Source organism: Streptomyces alfalfae, assembly GCF_004127445.1.
Taxonomy (GTDB): Bacteria; Actinomycetota; Actinomycetes; order Streptomycetales; family Streptomycetaceae; genus Streptomyces; species Streptomyces alfalfae.
Window position 1 is genome coordinate 385,861 of sequence record NZ_QEXM01000043.1, and the last position, 13,653, is coordinate 399,513.

Here is a 13,653-nt window from a genome sequence, read left to right on the forward strand (position 1 = left end):
AGGGGCATGGAGGCGCACGGTGCACGGTGAGTACAAGGTTCCCGGCGGCAAGCTCGTCGTGGTGGACCTGGAGGTGGCGGACGGCGTGCTGCGGCACGTGCGCGTGGCCGGTGACTTCTTCCTGGAGCCGGACGAGGCGCTGGAGGCGATCAACGGCGCGCTCGACGGCGCCCCCGCCGACACCGACGCCGCGGGTCTCGCGGCCCGCGTCGACGCGGCACTCCCGGAGGGCACGGTGATGTACGGCCTCACGTCGGAGGGGCTCGGCATCGCGGTGCGCCGCGCCCTGGCGCAGGCGACGAACTGGACGGACTACGACTGGCAGCTCGTGCACGAGGGGCCGCAGTCGCCCGCCCTGCACATGGCCCTGGACGAGGTCCTGACCCAGGAGGTCGCGGCGGGACGGCGTCCGCCGACGCTGCGGGTGTGGGAGTGGGCGTCCCCCTCGGTGATCATCGGCAGCTTCCAGTCGCTCGCCAACGAGGTGGACCCGGAGGGCGCGGCCCGGCACGGCGTCGACGTCGTGCGGCGCGTCTCCGGTGGCGGGGCGATGTTCGTGGAGCCCGGCAACACCATCACCTACTCCCTCTCCGTGCCGGACGCCCTCGTGCAGGGGCTCTCCTTCCAGGACAGTTACGCCTACCTCGACGACTGGGTGCTCGGCGCCCTCGCGGACATGGGCATCAAGGCGTGGTACCAGCCGCTCAACGACATCGCGACGGACGCGGGGAAGATCGCGGGGGCGGCGCAGAAGCGGGTGGTGGCTCCCGAGGGGGGCACGGGCGCGGTCCTGCACCACGTGACCATGTCCTACGACATCGACGCCGACAAGATGCTGGAGGTGCTGCGCATCGGCAAGGAGAAGATGTCGGACAAGGGCACGAAGAGCGCCAAGAAGCGTGTCGATCCCCTGCGCCGCCAGACGGGTCTGCCCCGGGAGGCGGTGATCGACCGCATGATCGCCTCGTTCGGGGCCCGTTACGGCCTGACCCCCGGCGGCGTGACGGACGCCGAGCGCGCGCGGGCGGAGGAGCTGGTGCGGACGAAGTTCACGAACCCGGAGTGGACGGCGCGCGTTCCGTAGCGGGCCGGGACCCGGCGGGGCCGTCGTCCTCGGGGCTCCGCTGCCACGCCGTGGTGCCGAGCATGCCCGTCTCGCCGATGTCGAGGCCGCCGTCGGGTTCGATGGTCTGGCGCGCGGCGCCCTCGGCGGGGCCGATCTCGACGTAGACGCCGCTTCCCTCGCGGGTGGCGGCGTGCACGGCCGAGTACCGCCAGACGAGCGAGGTGTACGCCGACTGGCCGGGACGCAGCCGCACCCGCCGAGGCCCCGGGTCGTCCATGGTGGTCACCGGTTCGGTGCCCTTGAGCACGGTCACGGAGAACAACTGCCGGTCGAGGCCGCGCACGCGGATGTCGGGGTAGCCGTTCACCTCGCGCACGCCCTTGCCGCAGTTGGTCAGCGTCACGGACATCGCGCGCAGCCCCATGGCGGCGGTCACCATGCCGGGCGACATCCGCAAGCCCGAGGCGGGGCAGGGGGTGGCGCCGGCGGCCGGCGGCCCGGTGGGGCCGGGCGCGCGGCCGGACGGCTCGGCGGGCCGGTCCGGCGTGACCTCGGCCGTGGTCGTCTCGCGCGCCGGGTTCGCCTCCCGGTCCAGCTCCGCGGCGAGCCCGCAGCCGGTGAGCAGCAGCGGGGCCGCGGCGAGGAAAACGGCGCGGCGGAGCGGTCTCGGCGTCACGGTCACGCGGAGATCATGCCATGGCCATGGCATGGGGGGCCGTGCGCTGATCAGCTCAGCGCCGGGACGACCGTCGAGCCGTACGCGTCGATGACCTCCTCCCTCGCGTCGTGCATCGCGTACACCGCGAACTGGTCGACGCCCAGCTCCCGTAGCTCCCGCAGCCGTTCGACGTGGGACTCGACGGGGCCGACGAGGCAGAACCGGTCGACGATCTCGTCGGGCACGAAGGCGGTGTCCGGGTTCCCGGCCCGCCCGTGGTGGCTGTAGTCGTAGCCCTCGCGGGCCTTGATGTAGGCGGTCAGGGCCTCGGGCACCATCGCGGAGTGCTCGCCGTACCTGGCGACGAGGTCGGCGACGTGGTTGCCGACCATGCCGCCGAACCACCGGCACTGCTCGCGGGCGTGCGCCAGGTCGTCGCCCACGTAGGCGGGCGCGGCCACGCAGATCTTCACGTCCGCCGGGTCACGCCCGGCATCGGCCGCCGCGTCCCGCACGGCCTTGACCATGTACGCGGTGAGGAAGGGGTCGGCGAGCTGGAGGATGAAGCCGTCGGCCCGCTGCCCGGCGAGTGCCAGCGCCTTCGGGCCGTACGCGGCCATCCACACCGGCAGCTTCCCGTCCCGCACCCACGGCAGCCGCAGCGGCTGACCGTCGACGTCCGCCTCGCGCCCCTCGGCGAGGTCGCGGATGACGTCGATCGCCTCGCCGAGCCGGGCCAGCGTGTGGGGCCTGCGGCCCGCCACCCGCATCGCGGAGTCGCCGCGCCCGATGCCGCAGACGGTGCGGTTGCCGTACATGTCGTTGAGCGTGGCGAAGGTCGAGGCGGTGACCTCCCAGGTCCTGGTGCCGGGGTTGGTGACCATGGGGCCGACGGTCAGCCGCGTGGTGTGCTCCAGGATGCGGCTGTAGATGACGAACGGCTCCTGCCACAGGACGGCGGAGTCGAAGGTCCAGCCGTACCGGAAGCCGTTGCGCTCCGCGCGCCGCATCAGTCCCACGACGGTCGAGGCGGGCGGGTCGGTCTGCAGGACGAGTCCGAATTCCATGGCGGTCTCCTAGTTCACGTACTGCGTCAGCCCGCGCGGCACGAACGCCCCGTGCCCCGCCCTCCCTCGGAACTCCCGCCGCTCGAGGACGAGTTCACCGCGCGAGAGGACCGTCTCCACCTGTCCGCGCACCCGCTTGCCCTCGTACGCGGAGTAGTCGACGTTCATGTGGTGCGTCGCCGCCGACATGGTCTGCTCGGCCGCCGGGTCGTAGATGACGACGTCCGCGTCGGCGCCCGGCGCGATCGTGCCCTTCTTGCCGTAGAAGCCGAACATCCGTGCCGGCGCGGCGCACGCGATCTCGATCCAGCGGCGGCGCGTGATGCGGCCGTCCACGACCGCCTGGTGGAGCAGGTCCATGCGGTTCTCCACGCCGGGGAGCCCGTTGGGGATCTTGGAGAAGTCGCCGCGGCCCAGCTCCTTCTGGCCCGTGAAGCAGAACGGGCAGTGGTCGGTGGAGACCACCTGGAGGTCGTCGGTGCGCAGGCCGCGCCAGAGCGCCGCCTGGTGCTCGCGGGGTCGCAGGGGCGTCGAGCACACGTACTTCGCGCCCTCGAAGTCCGGCTCCGCGAGGTTGTCCGTGGACAGGAACAGGTACTGCGGGCAGGTCTCGCCGAAGACCGGGAGCCCCTTGTCCCGCGCCGCCGCCAGCTCCGCCACCGCCTCCTCGGCCGAGACGTGCACGACGTACAGCGGCGCCTCGGCGACCCGGGCGAGCTGGATGACGCGGTGCGTGGCCTCCGCCTCGAGGAGCGCCCTGCGCACCTCGCCGTGGTGGCGGGGGTCGGTGTCGCCGCGGGCGAGGGCCTGCTGGACCAGGACGTCGATGGCGATGCCGTTCTCCGCGTGCATCATGATCAGCGCGCCGTTCGTGGCGGCCTTCTGCATGGCGCGCAGGATCTTGCCGTCGTCGCTGTAGAACACCCCGGGGTAGGCGGTGAACAGCTTGAACGAGGTCACGCCCTCGCCCACGAGGCCGTCCATCTCCTTGAGCGACGACTCGTCGACGTCGGAGACGATCATGTGGAAGGCGTAGTCGATCGCGCACGTCCCGTCCGTCTTCGCGTGGTAGGCGTCCAGGCCCTCGCGCAGGGAGCGCCCCACGGACTGCACCGCGAAGTCGACGATGGTGGTCGTGCCGCCCCAGGCCGCCGCCCGGGTGCCGGTCTCGAAGGTGTCCGACGACGCGGTCCCGCCGAACGGGAACTCCATGTGCGTATGGGCGTCGACCCCGCCGGGGATGACGTACTTGTCCGTGGCGTCGATGACGCGCTCGGCGGTCCACGCCCGCGCCGCCTCGCTGCCGCTCGCGGCGAGGGCGGCGATCCTGCCGTCCTCGATCAGGACGTCGGCGTATGTCTCCTCGGCGGCGGTGATGACGAGGCCGCCGCGGATCAGGGTGCGGTTGCTCATGTGGTGCGCTCCCTCTCTGATGGACGACACGGCCGGCGGCCCGGCCGGCCGTCGCCGAGCGGCACGGCTAGGCGCTGCGCAGGGCCTCCTCCAGGATCGACGCGCCCTCCTCCGCCTCCGCGACGGTCAAGGAGAGGGGCGGGGCGACGCGCAGGACGCTGGTGTCGTGGCCGCCGCCCTTGCCGAGCAGCAGGCCGCGCTCGCGGGCCGCTTCGAGCACGGCGGCCGCCGCCCGGGGGTCGGGCCCGCCGGTGCCGGGGTCGACCAGCTCGACGCCGATCATCAGGCCGCGCCCGCGGACCTCGCGCACGGCGGGCGCCTGGGCGCAGACGGCCCGGAGCCGCTCGATGAGGAGCCCGCCGACGCGCCGGGCGTTGCCCTGGAGGTCGTGTTCCAGGAGGTACGTGAGGTTGGCGAGGCCGGCCGCCATGGTGACCGGGGAGCCGCCGAAGGTGGAGATGGAGTTGGCGTCGAGGCCGTTCATGACCTCGGCGCGGGCCACCACACCGCCGATCGACATGCCGTTGCCGATGCCCTTGGCGAACGTCAGGATGTCCGGCGGCCCGCTCGCCGCGTGCGCCTGCCAGCCCCAGAAGTGCTCGCCCGTGCGGCCCCAGCCCGTCTGCACCTCGTCGGAGATCCAGAGGATGCCGTGCTCGTCCAGGACCTCCTTGAAGGCGGCGTAGAGCCCGTCGGGCGGCGAGGTGAAGCCGCCGACGCCCTGGATCGGCTCGGCGATGAGCGCCGCCACTCCCCCGCGCCCCTGCCCCAGCATGTCCCGCAGGTCGGCGACGCAGGCCGCGGTGAACTCCGCGTCGCTCAGCGCGGCGTACGGCCCCCGGCTGCGGACGCCCCCGTGCACGTACAGCGTCTGGAGGGGCGAGAGGCTGGTCGGCGACCAGGAGGCGTTGCCGGTGATGCCGACGGCCGTGAAGCTGCGGCCGTGGTAGCTGTTGCGCATCGCCAGGATCTGGTTGGAGCGGCGGTGGGCGGTGGCCAGGAGCAGCGCCGCGTCGTTGGCCTCGGTGCCGGAGGTGGTGAAGAAGACGCGGGCGTCGGGGATGCCGGAGAGGGCGGCGACGCGCTCGGCGAGGTCGACCATCGGCCGGTTGAGGTAGAGCGTCGAGGAGTGGATGATCCGTCCGGCCTGCTCCGCCACGGCCTTGGTGACCTCGGGCAGGGCGTGCGCGGTCATGGTGGTGAGGATGCCGCCGAAGAAGTCGAGGTACTTGCGGCCCTCGGCGTCCCAGACGTGCCGGCCCTCGCCGTGGGTGATCTCGATGGGCCGCCGGTAGTAGAGGGCGAGCCAGTCGGGCAGGACCGCCTTGTGGCGGTCGTACAGGTCGGTCACGGCCGCACCAGCCCTTCGTAGGCGTCGGGACGCCGGTCGCGGTAGAACGCCCACTGCTGACGCACTTCCTCGATGAGCGCGAGGTCCAGGTCCCTGACGACGAGTTCCTCGTCCTTGTCGCTCGCGGGGTCGCCGACGAACTGGCCGCGCGGGTCGACGAAGTACGACGTGCCGTAGAAGTCGTTGTCGCCGTACTCCTCCTGGCCGACGCGGTTGATCGCGGCGATGAAGTACTCGTTGGCGACGGCCGCCGCGGGCTGTTCGAGCTGCCACAGGTACGCCGAGAGGCCGCGCGAGGTGGCGGAGGGGTTGTAGACGATCTGGGCGCCGTTCAGCCCCAACTGGCGCCAGCCCTCGGGGAAGTGGCGGTCGTAGCAGATGTAGACGCCGACCTTGCCGACCGCGGTGTCGAACACGGGCCAGCCGAGGTTGCCCGGCTTGAAGTAGTACTTCTCCCAGAAGCCCTTGACCTGGGGGATGTGGTGCTTGCGGTACTTGCCGAGGTAGGCGCCGTCGGCGTCGATCACGGCCGCCGTGTTGAAGTAGAAGCCGGTCTGCTCGACCTCGAAGACGGGGACGACGATCACCATGCCGGTCTCGCGGGCGAGCTCCTTCATGCGCGTGACGGTCGGCCCGTCCGGCACGGGCTCCGCCCAGCGGTAGTGCTCGGCCTCCTGGACCTGGCAGAAGTAGGGGGCGTTGAAGACCTCCTGGAACCCGATGACCTTCGCCCCCTGCCGGGCGGCCTCCCTGGCATGTTCCTCATGCTTGGCGATCATGGATTCGCTGTCGCCTGTCCAGGTCGCCTGGACCAGTGCGGCGCGTACGACGTTGACCATGAGCTGCTCCTTCACCTGCCCTTGGAGGGACTGCCCTTGAGAGGACGTCAGAGAGCCTCTACGCACGTAGACCGGGTGCGTAGAGAGGAAAACGTAAGCCCGTGCGGCGGGCTGAGCAAGACCATCGTCGTCAACCGCCGGAGTCGATCATGTTTCGTACCCGAGCGGGCGAGAACGGACACCGAGCGCCGGCGTAAGGGCAGGGGCGGATCGGGTCAGGCGCTGAACCCGGCGACGCGCAGGGCGTGCACCAGGTCCCAGTGGTGCTCCTCGGAGACCGCCCGCGCCGTCTCCAGGAGCAGGGGGATGAGCCGGTGGGGGGCGGCGTGCGCGCAGGCCGCCGCGTCCTCGGGGGTGCGGACGCGGTGGTAGGAGTCCAGCAGGGCGCGCGCCTCGCGCTCCCGGCCCGCGTCGAGCAGCGCGAGGATCGCCTCGGCTATCTCCGGGGCGGGGCGCGCGACGCCCTGCCGCAGCAGCTTGCGGCAGTCGTCGGCGCGGCCCGCCCCCGCGAGGGCGTCGGCGAGGGCCACCAGGCGGTCGGGCGGCAGGGACGCGGCCTCCCACAGCAGGGTCGCCCAGTCCGCGCCGAGCCCCGCGCGGTGCAGCTCACCTGCCAGCTCGGGCAGCCGGTCGGCGGGCCACCCCGCGACCTCCACCAGGACGCCGTGCGCCTCACCGCTGCGGCCCTCCTTGCGGAGCCGGGCGAGGAGTTCGACGGTGGCGGGCGCGTCGTGGGGGCCGGTGTCGCGGGGGGCGCCTGGGTGGTGGGGGGTGCCTGGGTCGTGGGAGGTGTCTATGTCGTACGCGGCACTCGTGTCGTACGGAGCACTCGTGTCGTGCGGGGCGCCCGTGTCCGGTGCGTGTCCGCCGTCCGGGCCATACGGGTCACCCCTGTCGTCCATGCCGCCCATGTCGTCCGGATCGAGCAGGGCCGGTTCGAACCAGGGGCCGGGGGACGCCGCCTCCGTCGCGGGCACGTCGCCGAGGGCCCGTCCGGGGGCGGAAGCCGCCACGCCGGGGTCCGCCCGCACCGCGCCGGGGCCGAACTCCACCCACGTGGGCCGTTCCGCCGCGTCGAGGCGGTCCATGCGCTCCCGGAGCTCCACGCACCGCGCGGACGCCCGCTCGTGGTCGTCGCGCACCCATGCCAGGTCGAGACCGACGCCATCGGCCTCGGGCCCTGTGGCCCCGGCGAGCCGCCGGGTGAGCTCCGCCTCCCGCTCCGCGGCGATCCGCTGCTCCCTGAGCATCATGTCGAGCCGATCGCTCAGCAGCTCTCGGGCGCCGGGCCGCGCGTCGTACGCCGTGAGCGAGGCGCGGTGCAGGGTGCGCGCCCGCTCCGCCTCCCGCTCGGCCTCCGCCACCCCGCGGTCGGCCGCGAGGTCGTGCAGCAGCGCCTGCACCACGTCCCAGGGCGGCACCTCGACGCCGTCCAGGCAGGCCCGCATGCCGTCCGGGTCGCGCTGCCAGAACACACCGCACCAGCCGGCGCCCTGGTCGAGCCGCCCCACCAGTTCCCGCAGGTACTTCGCGAACTCCCCGACCTGATCCGGGAGTTGTCCCACTGTCATGCGACCAGCTCCGCCCCGTGCAGACAGGAGTATTCCGGTCCGGAAGATAACACCAGACGTTTTACGGGACGACTACACGCGGTTTGACCCGGGCGCGACGCCGCCCCGGCGGGGCCTCAGCGCCGCCGGGGGCGGGGCCCGCGCGGTCACCGCGGGTTCACGCCGCCAGCAGCTCGCACCGCTCGACGAGATCGTCCAGCGAGAGCCCGAGCACGGAGGCGAGCGCCGCCACGGTGAAGAGCGCGGGCGTCGGGGCCCGGCCCGTCTCGATCTTCCGCAGGGTCTCCGCGGAGAGGCCCGCCTCGGCGGCCACCGCCACCATGGTCCGCACGCCCCGCGCGTCCCGCAGCAGCCGCCCGAGCCGCTCGCCGCGCTCGCGCTCCTCTGGCGTCAAAGGTGTCCGTACCATGCGGCCATCGTACGACCCCGCAGCCGGCGGGGAGCGGGCCGTCGCCGCACGGCCCGCGGGGCCGGCCCCAAGTGGGCCGGCCCCCGGCCGTGTCTCACTTCCCGGGGCGCACCACCATGGCGGAGCCGCCGCCCCTGCGCTCCTTCTCGGCCGCGGCGAGCCACCTGCCGTCCGGGAGGCGCTGGACGCCGGTCGTGGCGCCGATCTCGGGGTTGCGCTTGAAGGAGTGCCCGAGCTTCTCCAGGGACGCGCGCCGCGAGCTGTCCCAGAGGCCCGGCTCCAGCTCGGTCTGCGCGGCGTTGCGCTGGCTCGCGCGAGGCGCCGCGATCGCTTCGACCAGCGGCAGACCGCGGTCGACGAAGCCGGTCAGGGTCTGCAGGACGGTGGTGATGATGGTGGCGCCGCCCGGTGAGCCGAGCGCCACCACGGGCTTGCCGTCCTTCAGGACGATCGTCGGCGCCATCGAGGAGCGCGGGCGCTTGCCGGGGCCCGGCAGGTTCGGGTCGTGCACCTTCGGGTCGGCGGGCGCGAACGAGAAGTCCGTCAGCTCGTTGTTGAGCAGGAAGCCGCGGTTCGGCACGGTGATGCCGCTGCCGCCGGTCTGCTCGATGGTGAGGGTGTAGGCGACGACGTTGCCCCACTTGTCGGAGGCGGTGAGGTGCGTGGTGCTCTCCCCCTCGTACGTCGTCGGCGTCGCCTTGTCGCCCGCGGTGCACGCCTTGGGGTGGCGCGGGTCGCCGGGGGCGAGCGGGCTCTTGAGCACGGCGTCGTCCTTGATGAGGCACGCGCGCGTGTCCGCGTACCGCTGGGAGAGCAGCTCCTTGGCCGGGACGTCCTCGAAGGCGGGGTCGCCCACCCAGCGGCCCCGGTCGGCGAAGGCGATGCGGCTCGCCTCGATGTAGCGGTGCAGGTACCTGGTCTTCGAGGCCTTGGAGAGGTCGGTGCGCTCCAGGATGTTGAGGGCCTCGCCGACCGTGGTGCCGCCCGAGGAGGAGGGCGCCATGGAGTACACGTCGAGGCCCCGGTAGGAGGTCTTCGTGGGCTTCTGGCCCCTCACCGTGTACCTGTCGAGGTCCTTGAGGGAGAGGTCGCCGGGGCGGACCTCGCGGCCGGAGTCCGGGTCGACGGGCGGTTTGTTCACGGTGCGCACGATGTCCTTGGCGAGCTTGCCGTGGTACAGCGCGCCGACACCTTTGCGGCCCAGCTCCGCGTACGTGCGGGCCAGGTCGGGGTTCTTGAACGTCGAGCCGACCTTCGGGAGCTCGCCGCCCGGCAGGAACAGCTCCGCCGACGCGGGGAAGTCGGCGAACCGCTTCTGGTTCGACTCGGTCTGCGAGCGGAAGGTCGAGTCGACGGTGAAGCCGTCACGCGCCAGGCGCTCGGCGGGCTTCAGGAGCGTGCCCAGCCGTCTGCTGCCCCACTTGTCGAGTGCCGACTGCCAGGTGGCGGGCGTGCCGGGGGTGCCCACGCTCAGCCCGCTGGTGACCACGTCGGCGAAGGGGATCGGCTTGCCGTTCTCCAGGAAGAGCCGGGAGTCGGCGGTGCGGGGGGCCGTCTCGCGGCCGTCGATGGTGCTGACCCGGCGGGTCTTGGCGTCGTAGTGGACGAAGTACCCGCCCCCGCCCACACCCGCCGAGTACGGCTCGGTGACGCCGAGCGCGGCGGCCGTGGCGACCGCGGCGTCCACGGCGTTGCCGCCCTTCCGCAAGACCTCGATGCCGGCGGCCGAGGCGTCGGCGTCGACACTGGCGACCGCTCCGCCGTGGCCGACGGCGACCGGGACCTTCTCGGCGACCGGCGCCTTCTCGGCGGGCGCACCGGCCGCGGGGGCCGGTTCCGTCGATCGCCCAGGCGAAGGGGGCGCGGCGGCGCCGACCGACACCAATACCCCTCCGACCGCCCATAGCGTCAGATTACGTACGACAGCGCGACGCATTCGTACCTCCTGTCAACAACCGTCCGCGCAGCGTAACTTCGAGTTCCCCATCGCGTAAGGACCGACCCGAACAGAGTTCTGCCCTGCCGCTACCATGCGCCCCCATGACTGGAGACCTGCGCATCATCGTCCTCGGCCTGATCGCGGTCGGCGTCAGTGCCGTACTCGGCTGGCTCGCCCGGAGCCGGCTGTCCAAGCGCGGGCTCCGCCGCGAGCAGGCCTTCTTCGGGCTGCCCGAGAACGCGGAGTCGCTGCTCGTCGTCAACCGTGACGCGAACGGCCCCGAGCTGAGCGTGGTCCGCCACGACGTGTCGGCGCTCCTCGAACTCGCCGGGGTGATCAGGGAGTGCGGGGCGCACGCGCAGATCGTCGCGCACGACGCGGTCCAGCAGGGCTTCGGCGAGCGCACGGAGTTCTGCGTGGGGAGCCCGGTGGCCAACCGTCTCGTTCCTCGACTCCTACTCTCGACTCAATAGCCAGCGGTGCGAAGGTCACCTTGATCTCCACCGGGCCCGGTCGCCAAGCCGGGACCGACTCCACGTCGGCCAACAGCTTCATCGCCTCAGCCCAGACGCCCCGGCTCAGCCATCGGTTCGCCTGCGTCTGCAGCGTCTTCCAGTCCACGCCGAACTTCGGCGTCAGCTCCTTGTAGCGGGCACCCGAGATGGCCTTCTCCAGGAGCGCTTCGAACATCACCCGGCGGTCGATGGTGCAGCGCGGACCGCCCATCAGCGGTGCGATCCGCTCCCAGGCATCGTCTGTGAGGACGGGGACGCCGCGGTCGGCGGCCACGAACCACTCCCGTACCGCACAGGCAACGCCCTTGCGCCTCGGAGCGCAGCGGAGGACTTCCGCACGTGTCTTCATCATGCGCAGCAGCTCGGCCTTTTCGGCGGGCTCGACGTCCTGCAGGTTGCGGCCGGCGACCTCGGCCAGGCGCTCCAGGTTCTGAAGCCAGTGGCCTGCCTCTGCGGCCTCCCTCTGCCACGCTTCTGCCTCATGGCGTAGCTTCTCCAGCCCGGCGAGTTCGTCTTCGTGGGGTTTGGCGGCCCGCTCTGCGGCCTCCTCGGCCTCCTCGCGGGTCAGGCCGCGGCGCAGGGCGCGTTTGGCGGCAGTGGCTGCGGTGATGTCGATGAGGTCTTCGGTTTCGGCGATCCGTTGGTCCAGTTCGGAGATGCGCTTGGTGTAGTCGATGCGCTTGTGGCTGGTGGCGTTGAGCCAATCTTGGGCCATTGCTTTCATGCGGTCGGCGTCGCCGAGCGTCGCGATTACGTCCTTCCAGACCTGCTTCTCGATGCTGGTGGCTTCGAGGTAGGGGCATGTGCAGCGGTCGCCCGCTCCGGCGTACGACTCGTGTCGGCCCTTGCATCGGTAGATGACTTCTGTGGGGCGGTGTTGGTGGCCCTCGTAGGTCTTGCCGCAGGGGCTGGTCATGAGGCCGGTCAGGAGGTAGGTGCGGGAGCGGGTCTTGGTCGACGGCGGGCGGCTCGCCATTGCGCACTTCAGCTCCTGGACCTCCTCGTCCGTGAAGATCGACGGGAGGTCGATCACGACGGTTTCCCCATAGATCGGGTTGCCGTCCTGGTCTCGCTGAGCGTTGTGGCCTCGCCATATGACGTGGCTTTCCAGGGCCGCGTCCCCCAGGAGGCGACAGCGGATGTTTTTAGCGGTCCAGCCGTTTCCGGACCGGGTCAGGCGCTTCTCGCTGTTGAGGAGCAACGCCGTCTCCTCCCAGCTGCGCCTCTCTAGGAAGACTTCCCGCGCTCGGCGCAGGGTCGCCGCCTCCTCCTTGTGGACGACGTAGTGCGAGACGCCCTTCTTGCCGCGTTCGGCGACGTCCCAGCCGAAGGGGACCATGCCGCCTGGGTAGAGGCCGTCCTCGGCCTTTTCCTGGATGCCGCCCTGGGTGCGTTCACGGATCAGCTCGCGCTCTTCTTCGGCGTAGTCGGCGTCCTTGCGCATCTGGCTGCGGCCGGCCGGTGTCGAGTTGTCGTAGTCCTTCTTGACCACTGCAACGTATACGCCGAGGTCTTCGAGGTCCCAGACCCATTTCCAGAAGGCGCGGCCGGTGCGGCCGATGCCGCGGCCCTCATTGACCACGACCATGTCGAAGGGGCGTGGGGTCTTGCGGGCGTCCTTCATGAGGCGTCGCAGGTCCGGCCTGTCGTCGGCCTCCAGGCTGCCGCTGAAGCCTTCGTCGGCGTATGTGCCGACGTGCTCCCATCCCTTCTTCTGGATGTGGCGGACGGTCTTCTTTCCGGTGTAGGCGATGCCGTATCCGTCGACCTGTTCTTCGGTGGACACGCGGAGGTAGTCCACGGCCCGTAGTGTGGCCGTACCGGTGGTTCGCAGTGCGGTGTCAACTGCACGCGTGAGAGCCTTGCCCATGTCAGTCCCTTCGCGACTGGCCAGACCCCGGGGCATTTGCGGTGCCGCCGGGGTCGCCCATGTGGCGTAAATTCTATGCTGCGGGGGTGTCGGTGCGAGGCCGGAAGAGGATCTCTAGGATGCGCCGGTATGCCACCGGGTCCGGCTCCTCGTCCCTGAAGCTGATGTCGACCCGGGGCGCTGGGTCGTCTTTGAAGTGTTCACATAGCCACTTACCGGCCGCGTCAACCGGTATAGAGTTCCCATTTTGCATAGGCATCCTCCTTTACGATCTTTGGCATTTCTCACCTCAAAAACCCTGTTCACATCGGGAATTCTGCTTTGTAATGCGATGCACGCATGAGCCTCTATGTTGCCGTAGCTAAAAGTTAGGATTTCCTCGGCAGTGACACCAGCGCTTGCGAAGGTTGTGGCTCGGCCACGTCAGACCACTCTCCACCCCTCTTCCAGTGGGCAGCGTCGTTCATCGATCCTGCTTCTCCCCACCGCCTGGCACAGGGAGCACGACCGCTACCAATGGTCACCACGATCGCCGGTTTGGCCAACCGGCGATCGTGGTCTATGTTGCGCGCTGCATCATGAACCGGGAAGGCTCTGTAAGCTCGCCGCCAGCGAGGGGTGAGCTGGTAGGAACGCAAGATCGGCACTGGTGAGTCGACCATCTTTCGCGTGATAAGAGGCAATCCAGGGGAATGGCCTCTCGGTCGCTTCGTGCCCGTGCCCTTCAGGAGACACGGCCCTGTATCCCGGTAGCCACCGTCACAGCGGGCGTGCAAGAGGTGTCCGTCGGGAGCGATCCGAAGTCCCTGTCCACTGTTGCTGTGATGTGGGCACCGGACGAAGGGCTGGTGCAAAGCGGGCCGGGAAGGGTGACCCGCTCGGGAAAACCCCCACGTCCTCGTCTACCGATCCGCCATGATGTCGGGCATGCACCCTCGGGACGAAGAGATATGGC

At 70.9% G+C, this 13,653-nt stretch carries 10 protein-coding genes and 1 pseudogene; 2 read left to right on the top strand and 9 right to left on the bottom strand.

The window, feature by feature from the left end; all coding sequences use genetic code 11:
- Window positions 1-19: 19 nt before the first annotated feature.
- Complete coding sequence (locus DCW30_RS24615; RefSeq protein WP_076683584.1) at window positions 20-1,084, top strand: lipoate-protein ligase LplAB; 1,065 nt, start codon at window positions 20-22, stop codon at window positions 1,082-1,084.
- Here DCW30_RS24615 and DCW30_RS24620 read toward each other — a convergent pair.
- The 8 genes from DCW30_RS24620 to ggt all read right to left on the bottom strand — a co-directional run bounded on the left by DCW30_RS24620 (window position 1,050) and on the right by ggt (window position 10,310).
- Window positions 1,050-1,748, bottom strand: a complete 699-nt coding sequence (locus DCW30_RS24620; RefSeq protein WP_103557369.1) for a DUF4232 domain-containing protein — start codon at window positions 1,746-1,748, stop codon at window positions 1,050-1,052. The two genes, DCW30_RS24615 and DCW30_RS24620, sit on opposite strands and share 35 nt — an antisense overlap.
- A 44-nt stretch (window positions 1,749-1,792) precedes the next feature.
- Entirely contained in the window at window positions 1,793-2,791 is a 999-nt protein-coding gene (locus DCW30_RS24625) for a TIGR03842 family LLM class F420-dependent oxidoreductase (protein WP_076683586.1), read from the bottom strand.
- 9 nt (window positions 2,792-2,800) lie between these two features.
- Window positions 2,801-4,204 carry a dihydropyrimidinase gene (gene hydA / locus DCW30_RS24630; RefSeq protein WP_076683588.1) on the bottom strand — a complete coding sequence of 468 codons (1,404 nt, stop codon included), beginning with the start codon at window positions 4,202-4,204 and terminating at the stop codon, window positions 2,801-2,803.
- A gap of 67 nt (window positions 4,205-4,271) precedes the next feature.
- Window positions 4,272-5,555, bottom strand: coding sequence for an aspartate aminotransferase family protein (locus DCW30_RS24635; protein WP_062780581.1), 1,284 nt, complete (start codon window positions 5,553-5,555; stop codon window positions 4,272-4,274).
- Window positions 5,552-6,394, bottom strand: coding sequence for a nitrilase-related carbon-nitrogen hydrolase (locus tag DCW30_RS24640; protein ID WP_076683590.1), 843 nt, complete (start codon window positions 6,392-6,394; stop codon window positions 5,552-5,554). The genes DCW30_RS24635 and DCW30_RS24640 overlap by 4 nt, the downstream gene beginning before the upstream one ends.
- Window positions 6,395-6,609: 215 nt before the next feature.
- Entirely contained in the window at window positions 6,610-7,965 is a 1,356-nt protein-coding gene (locus tag DCW30_RS24645; RefSeq protein ID WP_076683592.1) for a hypothetical protein, read from the bottom strand.
- A gap of 157 nt (window positions 7,966-8,122) precedes the next feature.
- On the bottom strand, window positions 8,123-8,374 hold the full coding sequence (locus DCW30_RS24650) for a helix-turn-helix domain-containing protein (RefSeq protein ID WP_062780584.1): 252 nt from the start codon (window positions 8,372-8,374) through the stop codon (window positions 8,123-8,125).
- Between the two features lie 94 nt (window positions 8,375-8,468).
- The gene (ggt, locus tag DCW30_RS24655; RefSeq protein ID WP_076683594.1) at window positions 8,469-10,310 is read right to left on the bottom strand and encodes a gamma-glutamyltransferase; all 1,842 of its coding nucleotides are present in this window, start codon (window positions 10,308-10,310) and stop codon (window positions 8,469-8,471) included.
- A gap of 104 nt (window positions 10,311-10,414) precedes the next feature.
- Between ggt and DCW30_RS24660 the strand changes: the two are divergent.
- A pseudogene (locus DCW30_RS24660) lies at window positions 10,415-10,753 on the top strand (hypothetical protein); the annotation flags it as partial.
- Here DCW30_RS24660 and DCW30_RS24665 read toward each other — a convergent pair.
- Window positions 10,650-12,629, bottom strand: a complete 1,980-nt coding sequence (locus DCW30_RS24665; protein WP_237283335.1) for a recombinase family protein — start codon at window positions 12,627-12,629, stop codon at window positions 10,650-10,652. The pseudogene DCW30_RS24660 and the gene DCW30_RS24665 overlap by 104 nt on opposite strands.
- Window positions 12,630-13,653 lie beyond the last annotated feature (1,024 nt).